15 protein-coding genes are annotated in these 17,417 nt (G+C 53.0%); all 15 read right to left on the minus strand.

Annotated elements, in window-relative coordinates:
• Positions 1–15: 15 nt before the first annotated feature.
• The 15 genes from HFP54_RS23100 to HFP54_RS23170 all read right to left on the minus strand — a co-directional run bounded on the left by HFP54_RS23100 (position 16) and on the right by HFP54_RS23170 (position 17,356).
• On the minus strand, positions 16–1,029 hold the full coding sequence (locus HFP54_RS23100) for an NAD-dependent epimerase/dehydratase family protein (protein ID WP_146413516.1): 1,014 nt from the start codon (positions 1,027–1,029) through the stop codon (positions 16–18).
• Between the two features lie 340 nt (positions 1,030–1,369).
• Positions 1,370–1,807: an endonuclease domain-containing protein gene (locus HFP54_RS23105; protein ID WP_315853962.1), complete on the minus strand. Its 438-nt coding sequence runs from the start codon at positions 1,805–1,807 to the stop codon at positions 1,370–1,372.
• 578 nt (positions 1,808–2,385) lie between these two features.
• On the minus strand, positions 2,386–3,750 hold the full coding sequence (locus HFP54_RS23110) for a nucleotide sugar dehydrogenase (protein WP_235952244.1): 1,365 nt from the start codon (positions 3,748–3,750) through the stop codon (positions 2,386–2,388).
• Positions 3,751–3,892: 142 nt separating this feature from the next.
• A complete protein-coding gene (locus HFP54_RS23115; RefSeq protein WP_168566969.1) occupies positions 3,893–4,681 on the minus strand; it encodes a glycosyltransferase family 2 protein in 789 nt (262 codons plus the stop codon).
• A 27-nt stretch (positions 4,682–4,708) separates the two neighbouring features.
• On the minus strand, positions 4,709–5,431 hold the full coding sequence (locus tag HFP54_RS23120; RefSeq protein WP_206036361.1) for an FkbM family methyltransferase: 723 nt from the start codon (positions 5,429–5,431) through the stop codon (positions 4,709–4,711).
• Positions 5,432–5,607: 176 nt separating this feature from the next.
• Complete coding sequence (locus tag HFP54_RS23125; protein WP_168566971.1) at positions 5,608–6,795, minus strand: glycosyltransferase family 4 protein; 1,188 nt, start codon at positions 6,793–6,795, stop codon at positions 5,608–5,610.
• A complete protein-coding gene (locus tag HFP54_RS23130) occupies positions 6,785–7,639 on the minus strand; it encodes a glycosyltransferase (protein ID WP_168566972.1) in 855 nt (284 codons plus the stop codon). Before HFP54_RS23130 ends, HFP54_RS23125 begins: the two co-directional genes overlap by 11 nt.
• Positions 7,640–7,647: 8 nt before the next feature.
• Complete coding sequence (locus HFP54_RS26480) at positions 7,648–8,427, minus strand: glycosyltransferase family 4 protein (protein ID WP_390658181.1); 780 nt, start codon at positions 8,425–8,427, stop codon at positions 7,648–7,650.
• 309 nt (positions 8,428–8,736) lie between these two features.
• Positions 8,737–9,978: a hypothetical protein gene (locus HFP54_RS23140; RefSeq protein ID WP_168566974.1), complete on the minus strand. Its 1,242-nt coding sequence runs from the start codon at positions 9,976–9,978 to the stop codon at positions 8,737–8,739.
• 99 nt (positions 9,979–10,077) lie between these two features.
• Positions 10,078–11,367, minus strand: coding sequence for a glycosyltransferase (locus HFP54_RS23145; RefSeq protein WP_168566975.1), 1,290 nt, complete (start codon positions 11,365–11,367; stop codon positions 10,078–10,080).
• 20 nt (positions 11,368–11,387) lie between these two features.
• Positions 11,388–12,347, minus strand: coding sequence for a glycosyltransferase family 2 protein (locus HFP54_RS23150; protein WP_168566976.1), 960 nt, complete (start codon positions 12,345–12,347; stop codon positions 11,388–11,390).
• A 30-nt stretch (positions 12,348–12,377) separates the two neighbouring features.
• Positions 12,378–13,838, minus strand: a complete 1,461-nt coding sequence (locus HFP54_RS23155; RefSeq protein ID WP_168566977.1) for a lipopolysaccharide biosynthesis protein — start codon at positions 13,836–13,838, stop codon at positions 12,378–12,380.
• A 106-nt stretch (positions 13,839–13,944) separates the two neighbouring features.
• Positions 13,945–15,153, minus strand: a complete 1,209-nt coding sequence (locus HFP54_RS23160; protein WP_168566978.1) for a prenyltransferase/squalene oxidase repeat-containing protein — start codon at positions 15,151–15,153, stop codon at positions 13,945–13,947.
• A 7-nt stretch (positions 15,154–15,160) separates the two neighbouring features.
• Entirely contained in the window at positions 15,161–16,069 is a 909-nt protein-coding gene (locus HFP54_RS23165) for a class I SAM-dependent methyltransferase (protein WP_168566979.1), read from the minus strand.
• 291 nt (positions 16,070–16,360) lie between these two features.
• Positions 16,361–17,356, minus strand: a complete 996-nt coding sequence (locus HFP54_RS23170; RefSeq protein WP_168566980.1) for an NAD-dependent epimerase/dehydratase family protein — start codon at positions 17,354–17,356, stop codon at positions 16,361–16,363.
• Between the last annotated feature and the right edge of the window lie 61 nt (positions 17,357–17,417).

Genomic DNA, 17,417 nt, shown 5'->3' on the forward strand with positions numbered 1-17,417 from the left:
CCAATCACCAATCCTTTACCCTTCCGATCGCATCCATCGCACCGTCGCGTCCAATCCGGCTTCGAAATCGACGACCGGTTCATATCCCAACAACTCGGACGCTCGATCCAACGATGCCAACGAATGCCGAATATCACCGGTTCGCGCCGGGCGATAATCGATCGACAAATCACCGTGACCGAACGACTGCATCATTCGCTTCGCCAACTCATTGACCGTCACGCGGCGACCACACGCTACGTTGACCGCGGCACCGTCGATAGGTTGCGACGATCGAGCCGCCAACAAATTCGCGTGGACGACGTTTTCCACGAACGTGAAATCGCGTGACTGTTCGCCGTCGTCATAGACGATCGGTGATTTGCCATCGGCAAGCGCTTTGCCGAACGCGGCGATCACGGCGGCATACGCGGAATTGGCGTTCTGGCGAGGCCCGAAGACGTTAAAGAATCGCAAACAAGCGGTGTCGATGTCGTAACACTTGGCGTAAGACCGCACCAAAGCTTCACACGCGATCTTGCTGGCCGCATAGGGCGACAAGGCCAACATCGGCATCGATTCATGCTTGGGCAACTCGGGCGTTTCGCCATAAACGCTGCTGCTGCTGGCCAGGACCAGCCGTCGCACGCCGCTTTGTCTGGCGACCTCCAACACTCGCATGGTCCCGCCGATGTTGATGTCAGTATAAACCGCGGGCATCGTGATCGACCGAGGAACGCTGCCCAGTGCCGCCAAGTGAAAGACCAGCTCCGCGCGGTCCATCGCCAACGCCACCGCGTCGTGGTCGCGAATGCAGCCTTCGACCAACCGGCATCCCGGCGGCACGTTGTCACGAGATCCTCCCGACAGGTCGTCCAGCAAGACAACTTCGGCGCCCAGGGTGACAAGAGCGTGGGCCAGATGCGACCCAATGAAACCGGCACCTCCGGTGATCAAACACCGGGTGCCGTCGAAAGCGTCGGCGTGCAGATCACGCCAATCACAGAGTGCCGAAAAGTCCGCGTCGGCTGGCTGAGATGATTCGTTCATCCCGCCATTCTAAGTGCCCTCCGCCCAACCAGCACCCACCCCCAACGTAAGCCGCGACGCGTCAGCGACCGGGCCCACCCCACTTCACCCTCCCTCCGGGAGGGTCGAGCCTAAGCGAGGGGAGGGCTGCGCCGCATCGACAAACCGAACCCGCGGCTAGCGCCCAGCGGCTCAAATCGTCGCCTTTCGCTCCGCGAAAGTAGCGTCCGCCCCACACCCAAACACCCTCCCCGGAATCTCGTCCCTCAATTCCGACCCTCCCGAAAAGCAGGATGGTGAAATGTAACTGTCCTTCACCCTCCCTCCGGGAGGGTCGAGCCAAAGCGAGGGGAGGGCCGCGTCATCCTTCCCTACGTCTCTTCGCGGGCGAAGCGTGAACGCTGCGAAACCCGGATCCCTCACACGACCTCTCCTGAAACTCGTACGGGATCCCCAAGAAACTCGCGATGCCATGGCAAACCGCATCAGCGTCCTGCTCGACCTCTTGGTCGGTGAACCGAATGACTCGCCAGCCCAAGCCTTCGATCGCATTTTGCCTTTGCCAATCGGATTCGGCATTCTCGTCGTGATACCCGCCGTCGATTTCCACGACGACTTGCTCGCTGACGCAAGCGAAATCCGCGATGAACGATCCGACCGGGTGTTCACGTCGGAACTTCAGTCCGCACAACTGCTTGCCACGGAGCAAGCTCCAAAGCAGCCCTTCGGAGGTGGTCGCCTCACTCCTGCGCCGACGTGCATGATTGATCAGACGCTGTTCGCTCGTCTTCTTCGCCACCGCACACCCTCCCCGCGTGAGTTCGCTGGAGCTCACTTCGCGACCCTACCGCAGAGCAGGAGGGTGAAAACAAACCGGACTTCACCCTCCCTCCACGTGAGCCGTGACGCGTCAGCGGCCGGGCCCAAACTAATTCACCCTCCCTCCGGGAGGGTCGAGCCTAGGCGAGGGGAGGGCTGCGCCGCATCGCCAAACCGAACCCGCGGCTAGCGCCCCGCGGCTCACATCGTCGCCTTTCGCTCCCGCGAAAGTAGCGTCCGCCCCACACCCAAACACCCTCCCCGGTATCTCGTCCCTCAATTCCGACCCTCGCGCAAAACAGCAGGGTGAAATGTAACTGTCCTTCACCCTCCACGTGAGCCGTGACGCGTGAGCGGCCGGGCCCACCCCACTTCACCCTCCCTCCGGGAGGGTCGAGCCTAAGCGAGGGGAGGGCTGCGCCGCATCGACAAACCGAACCCGCGGCTAGCGCCCTGCGGCTCACATCGTCGCCTTTCGCTCCGCGAAAGTAGCGTCCTCTCCCGCGCGAACCCGGCACCCCGCGAACCCGCGACCTGCCCCACCCGTCACCCAAGCCCCTAAGCCTTCCGAATCTTCTCCCGACCCTCCGTGACATCCTTCGTCGCATTGCGAGTATCCACGACCAACGGCGAATGCTTCACGATGAAGTCATAGTCATAATCGCTGTGGTCCGTCGCGATCAGAACACAGTCCATCGCCCTCAAATACTCACTACTCAGCGGCACGCTCGACAACGACGGCAAGTCTTGATAACGACGCTTTGGAGGCAGTTCGGGGATATAAGGATCGTTGTAACAGACGTCCGCACCGCGATCGAGCAACAAGTCCATCAGCTCAAACGACGGGCTTTCCCGCGAATCATCGACGTCCTTCTTATAAGCCATCCCCAGGATCAAAATGCGGCTGCCTTTGATCGGTTTGCCGGCGTCATTCAACGCCTCGGCCACGCGAGTGATCACGTAGTGCGGCATGTTCGTGTTGACTTCACCGGCAAGCTCGATGAACCGAGTCGCCATACCTTCACGGCGTGCCAGCCACGACAGATAAAATGGATCGATCGGGATGCAGTGACCGCCCAGGCCTGGACCGGGATAGAACGCTTGGAAGCCGAACGGCTTTGTCTTCGCCGCATCGATCACTTCCCAAACGTCGATGCCCATGCGGTCGTACAACGTTTTCAGCTCGTTGACCAACGCGATGTTCACGCTGCGATAAGTGTTCTCCAGGATCTTGCACGCCTCGGCGACTTCGGCCGATGACACCGGGACGACCTGCACGATCGCTTTGGAATACAGGTCACACGCCAGTTTCGTGGACGCCTCATCCACACCACCGACGACCTTCGGGATTCCGGCGGCGGTGTAATCCGCGTTGCCAGGATCTTCGCGTTCGGGGCTGTAGGCGACGAAGAAGTCTTCGCCGATCTTCAGTCCGCTGGCGTTCTTTTCAAGGATCGGCACCATCACATCCCGCGTGGTGGTCGGGTAAGTGGTGCTTTCCAAGATGACCATTTGACCGGGGCGCAGCACCTTTGCGATCGCCTCGGTGGTGCTGGTCACGTATTTCAGATCGGGATCGCGAGTGTCCGAAAGAGGCGTGGGGACACAAATCAGCACCACATCCGCCTCGGCCAGTCGGCTCATATCGGCGGTCGGATCCAACATCTTCTTTTCGATCCACTCACCGATCGTCTGGTCGGCGATGTGTTTGATATAGCTTTCGCCCTTCAGCAGAGCGTCCACCTTTCTCTGGTCCACATCGAACCCGATGCACTGGAACCCCGCATTGGTAAACGCGCTGATCAGCGGCAGCCCGACATACCCCAGACCAACCACCCCCACCTTCGCCGTCCCATCAGCGATACGTTCACGAAGAAGTTCAGATGCACTCATTGTCTGCGACAACGTATTGTTGTTGATCATCGGAAATCCTCGTATCGGTGGCGGAAAGCAGCGATGAGGCGTCGATCACGTCGTGCAGACGCCTAGGGTTCCGAAGATAGAGATCCCGCAACTTTGAATACAGGGTTTCCGGAGCAATCATCACGAACTCCGAGCTTTCGCTTCACGGAAAGTTCGGAAGAGGCTCGCTGGGACGAAGCCAATACTGCGGAAGTTTCCGCATCGGCTTGGTCAAACGCAGGAAGGGCGGAGGCTTCAAGTCGTTCACGATCCATGCCATGCGATCTTCACGATTTGCTAGTCTTCGGTTGGACCAAGACGCGTTGCTCTGTCCTCCCATCCGCATCTTGACCAAGATTTTCGGGATGTGCTTCAGCCGCACCTGATGCTTGTAGAAAAGACGTACCATCAACTCATAGTCGGCGGACGTTCTCAGATCATCGCGAAACCCGCCGTAGCGCTCGTAGATCTCGCGCCGGATATACACCGTCGGATGTGGCGGCATCCAACCCGTTCGAAATCGCCGGCGATCGAAAGGCTTTTCTCGCCAATACCGAATGATTCGGTTAGTATCCACCGAATCCACATAAACCAGATCCCCGAACACCGCATCGGCATCGGGATCTTCAAAGGCCTCGGCAACAGCCGCCAGACAATCCGCATCGGCCAGCATGTCATCGGCATGCAAAAACCCGATCACATCTCCGGTCGCGTACCGAATCCCCTTGTTCAACGCATCGTAGATCCCGTCATCCGGCTCACGGATCACCGTTGTCGTGGGACCTCGATGCTCAGCTATCACCGCCTCCGTCCCATCAGTAGACATGCCGTCGACGACAAGCGACGTCGAAAACTCCAGTGTCTGTTCCGCAATAGAATTCAGGCAATCAGTGACTGTCGACGCCCGGTTGAAAACCGCCGTAATGCACTCAAACTTAACAGGTGGACGCACAGGCAAAATCTGCAGTATAAAATTAAGTCACACCGTGCAAAATGGTAGATGCACTGGGCTAGCGGAGGATAGACGCTCTGAAACGCGATTGAAGTCGCGTACATAAAGCGTGTTCACTGATCCAGAGCGATTCTCAAGCCGCGTCAAGCTGCGCTCAAATGGATCGTATGAGCACGGATGAAATCCGATATCCAAAAGCTTTTTGTGAGTGTCGGTGTCTGAAAAACCATAACGTTCGCCGCTTCCGTTTAACTCCACAAGTATCGCAGCCAAGCGGTCGCCTTTTAACGTGACTCCACCACCCGCTATCACTGCAGATTCAAAGCCCTCAACATCCATTTTGATAAGATCTGGCTGCTGGGCCAATTCCAGGCCATCCAGCGTTCGGATTTCAATCATCAAGGCATTCACATTCTCGGATTGATCATAGACGATATGATTTACGGTGTCGAGCTCTTCATTCGAGAATGCCACGCTTCCATTGGACTCGCCTAATGCATATGGAGCAACCTCGACGAGTTGCTCGATTCCATTCGTAGAAATATTGTCGCGCAACTGCTTTAGGGTGTCCGGAACTGGTTCGAAGCACATCGAACTTGCGCCGACGTGTGCAGATGCCAGCACAGTGTACACACCGACATTTGCCCCGATGTCTAGGAAGAAATCTTCAGGTCTCAAAAAATGCAATAGGAATGCCATGTCTGCAAACTCATAGAGCCCGCAATATATATTGCCTGTGGCACCGGTCATGCCCTTCGATACAACCAGCCGTGTTTTGGATGTAAATGGAACTATAGATGGGGAAGGAAATAGACGCTGGCTTAATTGCCAAGCGATCACGTTCCATGCAGCGTGCATTTTCCGATCACGATTCAAGGGATGTCCGAGGACATTCCGTAACAAGTTTGAGATGCCGTGTTTGTGTGTCATATAGACGTCCCCTCGGCCGCGGATCGCTGCCCAAGGTAGGTTGCTGATTCTGGGGATGATATGTCTTGACGATAAATGTCCAATAGTTGGGATCGAAAGCGTTCAGCTGTCAGATGTGTTCGGACCCAAGCAGACGCGTCAGATCCGATCTGCTTGCGATCTCGGTAGGCCATGTCGAGCATTGCCTCAATCCCCGCAACCGCTTCGTCAAAATCATCTGATTTCAGATAAATACCAAACGGATTCGCCGGCAACTCACCAAGCAGGTCGATACCTGGCGCAGAAACAATCGGCAATTCAGCGGAAAGCGCCTCGGCGACGGTATGTCCGAAATTTTCGCGAAACGAAAGTGTAATGTACGAATCGCAACCAAGAAAAGCGTTGTCCCGGTCACGGCCCCATAGTGGGCCTACGATGTGCACGTGATCTTTCACAGAAAGAGGTATCGAAGCATGTAAATCAGAAAGTGTAATGCCCGATTCGTTGCCAACGATAATAAGATCAGCTTCTTGGTTCCTCTTGGCTGCCGCGAATGCAGCTATGGTCTCTTTTGGCCGCTTCATTGGTGAAACTCGCCCCAAATAAAGCATGGCATGCGAAGAATCTGATATCCCCAGGGATCGTCGGAATGCCTTCCGTCGGATTTGTGCATCAGACAGTTCGATTGGGCTAACAGGCCAGTTGATTACCGCCGTCTTATCAACTGCAACATAGTTCAGCGCTTTGTTCTTTTCCGCACGGGTTGCAAAGATAACGCGGCTGGCAGATCGAAAGTATCGAGAAGCAACATATTTCAGCCATGACGCTTTTTGTGCTCGTCGGTATGAGAATACATATGGATCGAGACCGCCGTGAGGGACGATCCACAACGGCGCCTTTTGCTTTCGATGGATCTGGTAGGCAGCTTCACAGTGATATCGATAAAGGAGGTGGCTCGAAACCAGGTTGAAACTTTCCGTTGGCAAGTGCCTGTCACATGCTCGAGGCATTCCGAAAGCTCTTCCCATAATCCCCTTTGGGATGGGAACACGAAAGTCGGCGGGGAAATCTGAGTCCTCTTCCCCCCCATAGGACAGCACCGCGGCATTCAGTGCATTCCGAAATTTGCCAATTGTGTTCGCCGCACCGCCAAGCTGTCTATCGAATTGTGACGTGACAAGACAGGGGCGAGACTTAGTTGCCATCGTTTAGGATCTCTTGCAAATGAACGGGTTTGATGAGATCCGCAATGGAGGCGTTAAGCCGACGAATAGCATCACGCGGCTGCTTGAGCCTTGTAGCTAGGTATGCCAAAATTGAATGGCCACTTGGGTGAAGGTAGGTTTGGTCAATGCGTCTAGCAATCTTCCGGCGATCGCTAATGTAGCGATCGACTATTTGCTGCGATCCGGTGATGGAGTTTTCGTGGATGCGGAATACTCCAACGGGAAATGGGAGTCGGCAAAATCGGCCGCCGTTTCTCGCAATTTCAAAGATTGCTTCCCCGTCCCAGCAAGAGCGATTTTCAGGATTGAAGTTGCCGGATTCAATTAGTGAACTTCGGCGAATAAACGTTGATTGTTGAATAATCGAGCACGTGCCACGGGCATAGCTAGATAGATGCCACGTGTCGCTGACGCGGCGACAGACTTTACCAGTGGCTTCGTTCAACGTGTATCCGTTGGCATAGTACACGTCGGTATTGACGTCTCTGGAAATTCGATCAAAGGCCAAACGGAATCCTTTCCTTGAAACGAGATCATCGGCGTTCAAGTAGTAGAACCAAGGAGCTCGAGACTTTTCGACAGCTTCCTTCAGCGCCGCTGCCGGCCCGCCGTCGGGCTTAGAGTCCCAGTGATATAATCGATCACTATAGCGACGGATTATATCGACGGACCCATCGGTGGACCCGCCGTCCAAAACGATATAGTCAACGGTCTTACCATCTGGAATTGCTTCCAGTGCAGAAACAATGGTCTGCTCGAGGAATTCAGCCTGGTTGAATGAAATCGTTGCGATCGTGAGTACAGGAAAGTCAGGTTGATCCATCTTTGGCATCAATCCCCACGGTGTGCTGATTGGATCACGGATAGAAGACGCTGGCACCAGTGTTCGACTCGATGCCGGTCACCTAGCTCTCTGCTGTGGCGCTTAAAATCTGAGAGGTCGTCAGTCGACATAAGTTTTCGTATTGCAGTTTCTAGGTCTTGCGTGTCCCTTGGCTCAAATGAGTAGCCGTTATACCCATCGATCAGAAATTCAGATGCGGCCTCAACGCCAGTGGAAAGAATCAGCGGAAGTCCCGAGAGGGCTGCCTCATGGACAACCACTCCCCAGTGCTCATGCCAGCTCGGAAGGCAAAAGGCGTCTGCATTCTTCATCTCCTTCGCCAGTTGTTCGGGCGACAGAAATCCGAGCACTTTGACGCTAGATTCTTGCGAAGCTTTTCGATCAATGCGCTCCGCTAGTGGACCGGTCCCTGCGATCCTCAGCTTCCACCCGTTTCTCTCGGATTCAGGAATTCTCATGAACGCTACGACGAGGTCCTCCACGCCCTTCCAATCCAAAAGGCGTCCTGCGTAGAGAATTCTCTTCTCTCCGTCGATGCCTTGATCAAAGTTGGGGGAAAACGTTTTCGCTGATGCGCAATAAAGTCCTGGTATGATTCGTTGATCTGAAAACCCAGCCTTCCTCATCAACATATAGTGGGAGCGACCGCAAACCCAGGCATGCGAAAAAGTCTTCAGTAAATGGCGTCTGGCAACGCGACAAAGCACTCGCTGGCGTAGCGAGTGAGTGTACGGGTTGTCGATCATTGAGATGGTCGGTGTTCCCATGTGCCTACAGACATAGTTGTAGGTCGAGTCGCTCCAACCGACACAAAGGATACCGGCTGGAGCCAATCCTTTCGCGAACTCCAGCAGATCCGTCCTTCCGTATTCCCCACGGTCGTACAGCCGTAACTTTGATGTGCTTTCAAATGATAGCGGCGCATCGGGATTGGGCCTGTAATGAACAATGTGAGCGCGATACCCGTGACTATTGCAAAACTGTTCTAAACAGTCGCGGAAATAGGGCGCCAGGCGCGTGTAGAGCACTAGTATTTCACGCAATAGACTGCACAGACCAAAAGTGTCTTGGAAAAATCACGCGCGTTGTAAGCTCGCCGACAATCCGTCTACCGAATGGTATCCTCGCGCGGCCGCCGAGGACTTTCGCTTTTCATGCGCAGTTGCAACGCAAACAGCAATCGTTGCGGGAATTAGCTGACGTGATCGATAGGTGGTGGGCGAGAGTATGATTGCTAGCCCAGCTGCGATGATCCCGTGGGTAAGCCAGGCCTTGATTCGATCGGGTGGGCGAGCTTCTACGAAAGCGCGAATCGCGAAAAAGTAAATTGTGTATATAAAGAAGCTGGCTCCCAAGATTCCTCCGTCGACCCAGGCCGATAGCAGCATTGAGTGCGTTGGAATTACCCAGTCGTACTTCTCCAACTCACTACGTTCGAAGGTGACTCGAAAGCGACTGCGCGCTTTTGCGACATACGTCCGACCATCGGCACCGCTTCCATGCCCGAATAATGGTTTCTCCGCAATCGCAATGTACCCGACGGCCAAACCGCCTCTCCCATTGTACATGGCGTATTCGAGCGGATTGAACTTATTGTACATTCTTGAAATTTGTGACTTTCTGTGCTCTCCAAGGATGCCCTGCTCGGAGATAAAGACGAGCGCGAGGTAACCCATATAGGTTGCCAGAAGGAAAAATATCAATCTCGGCGACGTCAAGGATTTTCGAATCCGCAGTGACAACTCTTCCGTGCGTGAAACACCAAGCAAGAGAGCGATGGCAGTCAGAGTGTAGCCAATAAAGTTCAGGCGTGCGTCAGAGAAGACTGCGGTTGCCGAAAGCAACAAAACCATGTGCACGCTGTAGTTCTTGGCTATTCGCCAATTCAGAAGAAGCAACAGAAACACGCCAGACGATACCATCGGCAGGAGTACGGTTTGGCGATAGTCTGTCGTTGTGCGTATCAGGTCGGGATCAGTTATTGGCGTTAAAAACGCAGCAATAAGCGTCCCGAAAACATACGCAAAAATGCGGCTTTGACTTTGCTGGAATGCCGTTGTTAGCACCAGTAGGCTTGTCATAAAGAAAACGGCGTTTGCCGAAGTACGCAGCACCTTGTCTGGATCTGAGCCATTTGCCCAGCCAGAAATGGCCGTTCCAGCAAGCCAGAGTCCACCAAGAACCAGAAATGTCTGAAGTTCACGAGTGGCGAGACGCTTCCCGAAGAAGACGCAGTGAACAGCGAACAGGGCTGTCAAAATCTCCGCAACGGCAATTTTTCCAATAAGAACGACCGGCAAAGTGACAGTCAAACCCATTGCGAAGAAATATAGATTCTCAAATGAGAGAATAGTCCGACTGGAGTTGCTATGTAGAGTTGTACGAGACATTGGAGTGTTCAAATGACGGAAAAAGATCTACGCTTCGCTGATGCGCGAAACTCCCTTTGCCCGAAACGCATCGCAGTAGATTTCAATCGTCCTTCTCAGGTACCGATCTGGATCGCAGTTCGCTTTCACCCATGAATTTCCGGCATCGCCCATTGTGGAAAGCATGCCCGGACTTCGGAATGCACTGTCAATTTTCGCGGCAAGCGAGTCGGTGTCGAATGGTTTAGAAACCACACCGCGTTCATCATTTCCCACAAGTTCGGTCATTCCACCGACTTCGAAGGCAGCGATAGCTCGGCTGCATGCCATAGCCTCAAGAGCTGTATAGGGAAGGTTGTCGGCCGCGGAAGGCAGTAGCACAATATCAGCAGCACGATAACAAAGTGCTAAGTTCTCATCTCCGTCGATGAAGCCCAGGTCAAAGCAACGTTGTTGTACACTTTCTGAGATAAATCGTCCGTTATTTCCAGCTATCAATACGTCGTATTCTGATAATTCCGGTCGAGACAACAACTGAATCGCATGGCCAATTCCCTTAAAGGGCGACATCATGTTGGCAGCAATAACTAAAATGATGCTGGCCTTCTGTGGCAGGCCCAGCCGCGATCTAGCAGCCAATTGAGGACATGATACTTCCGGTTGGTTAAGAAACGAAAGTCCGTAGGGAACCACGTGAACCGGAATTCCAGAAAAATGCTCGGCACTTTGTGCAAGATCCGCGAGCCAGACAGACGGCGTGATAAGGGCATCCGGACGTGGCATCCTGGGCAGAATAGAATTGACTCGTTTTTGTGCCATTGGATGCGATCTGTCCAGGTACTCGCAGATATCGGGGTACTTTGTTTTTAAAAATTCGGATGCGTAGATTTTTCCCAAATCGTAGCTGATGCCTGGATGAGTCGCCCATTCGTCGTGCAAGGTCCAGACCACGGGAATCTCTTTGCAAGCATTCTTAAGCGCGGTTAATGAACACCAATTTCCGCGATTGTGCGCAATGTTGTGCAAATGCAAGAGATTCGAATCGGAGCTGCGTCTGGATTCCTTCGCCAGTCTGTTGAATAGCATCGCAGAGCCAATGCAACGCCAGTCACCCCAGCTATGAGATGAATCACATGAACGCAGGTACTTTTCTAGCGGAATTCGGATGCCCTTGACATACGTCGGAGTGTCCGGCTGCTCGACAGCAACGTAGTGTGTGACGTTCGCTTGGGATGCGTGAAGTGCAGCCGACAATTCTCGTGAGGCACGCTCGGCGCCACCGCTCCAATACTTCGGTGAAACAATATTGACTCGGCAGTGCGGATTCAAAAGGCTCAACAGTTTACCGTAATTTCCAGCTACTTCTCGGAAAGGTTTTTGCGTTGTGGAAGACGCACAAGTATTGCGTTGAAATAGTAGTTGATGACGTCGGAAAGCGTAGACCATGATCGCCTTGACGCTTTGCTGTACGCAATGTACCGCATCGAGTAGTACAGCGATTGCGGAAATCCGTTTCCGATCACGCGGTGCGCTAATGGGGATGGTCTATATTCTGTGGCTGCTTTTGCCGGCTGCGTAGTGCGTATGCCGAGAATCTTTCTTCTTGAAATGGCAGATTCCACCGCCAGGCGTCCGTCTTCACGCTGTCTACCTGCTTTCGTTGTCGATACCTGCCCGTCGTGTATTCGATATTTGAGTAGAATTTGATGGTTATTGTGTAGTTCGCCAATTTCTGCCAATCGGAGCCAGAGATCAAGGTCTTGAGATGTCTGGAGCTTTTCAGTGTAGCCACCAACCGCTTCAAACGCCGAGCGACGAATCAGAGCGGTTGGATGGCAAACGGCTCCGAATCCAGATTGGATATGTTTTTGGTCGATTTGTTCTGATGGGATGGAGAATGCGGGCGCGACTGTGACATCGTCTGAGTCGATACAGAATACCCGGCTGAACGTGGCAACCATTTGCGGATTCGATTCCAGAACCTTTGTCTGCACAGCGAACCGATGTGGCATCGCCACATCGTCAGCGTCCATTCGAGCCAAGTACTCTCCTTCGGCCAGTCTGGCCGCCTGGTTTAGGCATGCCGCAAGCCCGGGACGCACAGCGGTGATACAACGTACGTGGGGAACCCGCTGTTCCAAATCTGCTAAAAAGTGACTAGATCCATCCTGTGAACCATCGTCCACGACGATCAGTTCCAATGAAACAGTGTTCTGTTTCAAGATGCTGTCGCACGCAGATGGCAAGAACGGCATTCCATTCCGCACTGCCATCAACACGCTTACCTTGGGCACGTTGTGATTATCTGTAATCGCCATTCGCTTCAGGAGAAATTTAGGCGTGGCAGATCAGCGGAGACCAGTTGATAGCCGCTTTTTCGCTGAACGGATCAGCGGGATCCACTTGTCGCGTTCCCAGGGTGACATTCCAAAGAACCATATCGATCCGACTAGCGAGATTCCAGAGACTAGCGAAACGAGGATCAGTTTTGCGAAGGGGTGCTGCACCGTGCCATTGACGGCGAACGCGACGGCGAACGGAACGGCCAGGCTGCTGGCTACTGGAAGAATCGTGTCCGAAAGATACTTCTGGTAAGGACGATTCAGCATAGCACCGACCCACCAAGGCTTGAACCAAACGGCGATAAGCGCCGTTGTTATCAGCATTGTGATGGGCATCATGTATGGCGAGAACAGCTTCTCAGCTGTCCAACACGCGATGACAAGTCCGAACGCCAGGAAGAATGGGAAGGTGTGAGCGAGCGAAAGAACGGCAACTTTTCCCTTTGCATCCGCAGCCAAAGCCTCTCCCCAGCTGATCATTCCGATTACCCGTGTGACGATCAGGATGCGGAGAAACGCTACCATCCATTGGTCCGCCTTGGTGCCAATTGCCAGCTCTAGCGTTTCCTTGGTGCAGATCAGCAGTGGAATGGCGATGAAGCTTGCCGCGAAGACCGGGTACTTGCTTCCCACGACCGACATTTGCAGAAGTCGCTGTGACTGCCCCTTGCCCTCGCTTGTCGCCGCAGCAGGAGCAATCACGGCGCTTATTGCGCCCGCCACGTTGACGATATGTCCCGCGAATTGCTGACCAATGGAATAAGCTGCATTAACCGTTGGGCCAAAGAAGGAGTTGACAGCCACAATGGATCCTTGTTGCCTGAGAGCTTGAGCAATAGACTCCCAAAGCTTCCAGCCTGCAAAAGTGACTATCGGTTTCAAAGTGGATAAGCTTAAATCGCTTGGCCTAACGCGCGTTTCGCTGAAGCGACGCATTGAAAGTGAAGCATAAAGTGCAAGATTCAGTAAGCCAACGAGCACTGTGATTCTACTGTACGACACCAGTGGCGACGTCGCGAACAGCGGAAGGGCTAGTGCTCCAAACAACAAGATGACTTTGGAGCCGCTGTCGACAGTTGACGTAAAACCGAATTGTTGTCGCGCAGTGAAGGCTGCCCGATAAGGAGTCGAAGCGACATTCACAACCAAAGCGACGATTGCCGCGGAGTAGGTAGCCGAAGCAACAGAAAATGAGATGTCACCGAGATCGAGTGAACTTAAGACTGTATCTCGAATCGCAAATCCTACACCACCGATAAGAACCGCTATGGCAAGAAATGAAAAGACAACGCCGGCGAATGTCCTACGACGCTCTTCAAAATTGTCGATTCCAATAGAATAGGCAATTTGCCGCTGAGATCCAACCAAAAGCGCTGAAGAAATGAAAGTGAGAAGTGTTCCACTTGCTGAGATTGCAGAATACAAACCGTAGCCGGGCTTTCCCATGACGTCTAGCAAAAACCGCATGGTTGCTATTCCTGCGACGAGCACTATGACCAAACGAAGATAATTCGCGATTGAATTGATCGTTAGCTTTGCTGCACTACTCATTTGTGTCGTGAGCGTTCTGTTGCTATCCCGTTGCAAGTAGTCGCTTTACAGCCCTGAATGGGAGCTTTAAAGTCAACTTCGAATACTCCTTGACGGCACGGGTGAGCTTATCGTTCCTTACTCTGCGGCGAAGACGCTCTTGTTCGCTGAGGCTTACACTGCAAGGAAGTAGTTTGCCTTCAGGTTGGCAGTACCCACCCATGCAAACTGAGTTATTGAACTGCATGCCGAAATTTTCCTGTTGAACAACTCGGTCAATTAGTGCGAGTGCGTGTACCCGAAACCAGGTGGGGAAAATACCTGATCCACCACGTGATGTACGCGTGTCTTTCATCCCCATATGCACGTTGGTTGCGCCCCTTTTATACGGAAAACCGCCATCAGGGTTTTGAATTGATAGTATCAATCGCCTGGCCGCCAAGAGTGCATCTCGAATTTCACTGCGTCGATAATCAAATCGGTGATAGCAATTGACGAGGATATCGATGGCGTCGATGTCTTCACAGGCGCCGCCCCCAAGAGTTTCTGAAAAGCCTCCGTCGGCATGTTGGAGAGACAAGGTGCAATCGATAAGTCTTTGCCAATGATTAACAGGGTGGCTGTGATGCCAATACAATATCAGTTGATGATAGGCACCGCACATTGCAGCACGCGTTGAAGCTCCCTCGTCAGTGCCCCACATTCCTGTTTCAATGTCAAAATGCTGATCGTGGAAGTCGAACCAATCCCTTAGTCTTTCCTTCCATTCTTTGCCTGCCTCGATTCGCTGATGCCAATCAATTAGTTGCCCCACAAATAGCAGGTTATTGCCTTCATACCAAGGGTTCGATAAGTCTCTTTCATTTAGCCACTGGAGCAAGTGAGTGCGATCTAGGAATCTTTCGAACGAGCGAAACGGATGGGTGGGGCGTGCCCCCATGTTGTCAATCGCCGGAAGAGCAGATGAGCAAGTGAGATGCAGGCTCAAATGCGAAATGTCGTGCTGTTGCCCTTTAGGAATGGTGGAGAATTCGTCTCCGACAAACCAGCCCGATTCTGCGTCCTGGCAATCGAGTAGCCAATCGAGGTCGTTGTTGTGACTGTTATCTAGAGCGTTGAGAAAGTGCAACGTCTGTAACGCATATCCAGTTCCATATACAGTCCTGCGCTTTCCCTCTACGGATGCAAAGCCCGCGTCATCTTTGATTCTCAGCGAGTTGATATACTCAAGAACTCGAGTTTTCCAATTCATGACGATTTTACTTGCAACGCCTTAATATGCATGAGATGCCCGCCACTGTGATGTCGTCGAGTTCTAGTTCTTGACCGGTGAAAACCTGTGGGAACCGCAGAACCCAGTCAAGGTGTAGAAAATCATAAGTGCGAACTAGCGTGTGGATTCTGGTTTGGGGCGCTGCTCCAAACGTCTCGGAGAATGACTCAATACGCCACTTGTTGAGAGGTTGCAATTCCATTGATTCACGGCCAAGGTCGCGATGGCCGATCTCTCGGAGTTTCTCAATGATTGTGTTTTCGGAGAACAAAAATTGCGCATAGGGGGCGTTGATTGTCCGGTAGGCGTGCAGTCCCCAAGGGCTGCAGTACAGCGGACTAAATGAAATTAGGATCAAGCCACCCGGGCGGACCACTCGAGACATCTCTGCCAAGCACTGGTCTGGCTGTTCGACATGTTCAAAAGTGTTGTAGCTGAAGGCACAATCAAATTCATTGTCTTCATAGGGCAGTCCATCCTCCATTTTTCCGATGTGGCTTGGTAGATGGCTGCATTGTTCCGAACGCCAGTCTTCCAAATCGGTGCAGGCAACGTCGTGTCCGAATGCGGACAACTGCAAGGAGACTAAGCCGTCACCACAGCCCACTTCAAGCGTCTTCGCACCGGGTTCCTGCAGGCAATCAAGCTTGAGCAACTCTGCGACACGTTCAGAGGCTCGAGTCCAGCACTCAAGCGGGCTGTATCCGTAGACGAAACGTCGCGCTGGAGTTCGGTTTTGAATGGCATCAAAGTTCCGGTCGGTCTCCCTGGTGTCCGGCGGCGTTCCGTCACGCAGGATCGCCTCAATCTTGCGACGATGGCGCAAGTACCAACGAGTCTTTACCACCCTCGAGAAATTCTTGGCATCGTTTATGAATTTGCGTTTCTTACTCATGTTTTACGATTGAATGCGTATTTGCTATCGCTTCTTATAGCAATGCGGGTGCAAACGTATTCCGTTAGTTCGGTTCATTGAGCACGCGTGTTGACATTCGCTTCGGGTTGAGTGAGAGAGTGCAGCTGTCAATTTTTTGACGCCAAGAAGATCGAATCTTGTTTAGGGGCAACCCATCTCTGCTGGGTGGATAGGAAGACTGGATAAATGTCCGGGGGTGAACCAATGCGTTTAGAGTCGCAACTTCGCTTCCGTCCGATGCCATTGCTTCGCTGCCGTTCGATGGCCTTGTCAGCTTCGCAAAGATGTAGCCGATAGGGGTGTAGAATCCATTTCCTGAAAAAGACCGCGGCTGCTGAGATGCCAGGCGACGGTTTTCTTGATGCCTTCATCCAGACTGACTTTAGGACTCCAATTCAGTATTTCTTCGGCCTTTTGATTCTTGGCATGCGTGACGAGCATGTCGGCATCGTGAAATGGTTTGTATTCGATTTTGGCTTTGTTCCCGATATTTTTCTCTAGCAAGGCGATGACATCGTTCATTGGCACGGGAGTTTGGCCGCCACCTAAGTTGAACAGTTCGTATCCGACGGGCCGCAAAGCGGCAACTGTCCCGTCGGCAATGTCCAATACATAGGTGAAATCGCGTGACTGTGTCCCGTCACCGTAGAGGGTGATTGGGGTCCCAGATATGATGGATTCAATGAATCGATAGACAGCCATGTCGGGACGTCCGCTTGGGCCGTAAACGGTGAAGTATCGGAGGATGGAGACGTCCAAGCCGTAGAGGTGATGATAGGAGAAGGCCATGGATTCTGCGGCCAGTTTTGACGCGGCATACGGAGAGAGCGGCCTGACCGTTGGATTGGCTTCATCAAACGGTGCGGTCTGCCCCGCGTACAGAGAAGACGTTGACGCGAGAACAAACTTCCCGACACCATGTTTGCGGCAACACTCCAACAGATTCAGATTTCCGTGACCGTTGGTCGTCATGTAGACGTGAGGGTTTTCGGTGCTGTAACGTACTCCCGCTCGTGCCCCCAAGTTGATGACCGCATCGAAGCTGTTCTTTGCGAAAATGCGGTCGAGCATCGCTAGGTCTTCGATGTCCCCATCAATGACTTCGATCCCATGCTTTGCCAACTCATTGGAACGGTGACGTTTCAATATGGGAGAGTAGTAGTCATTGAAGTTGTCAATTCCGGTAACGATGTGACCTTCTTCGGCGAGACGAAGACAAACGTGAGATCCAATAAACCCTGCGGCTCCTGTAACGAAGACGTTCATCAAAGATTGACTCGGTTTGTGTTCCATTTGGGTCTAGCTAGGAGCCTGCATATTTTCAGAT

It is taken from the genome of Crateriforma spongiae (assembly GCF_012290005.1).
GTDB lineage: Bacteria > Planctomycetota > Planctomycetia > Pirellulales > Pirellulaceae > Crateriforma > Crateriforma spongiae.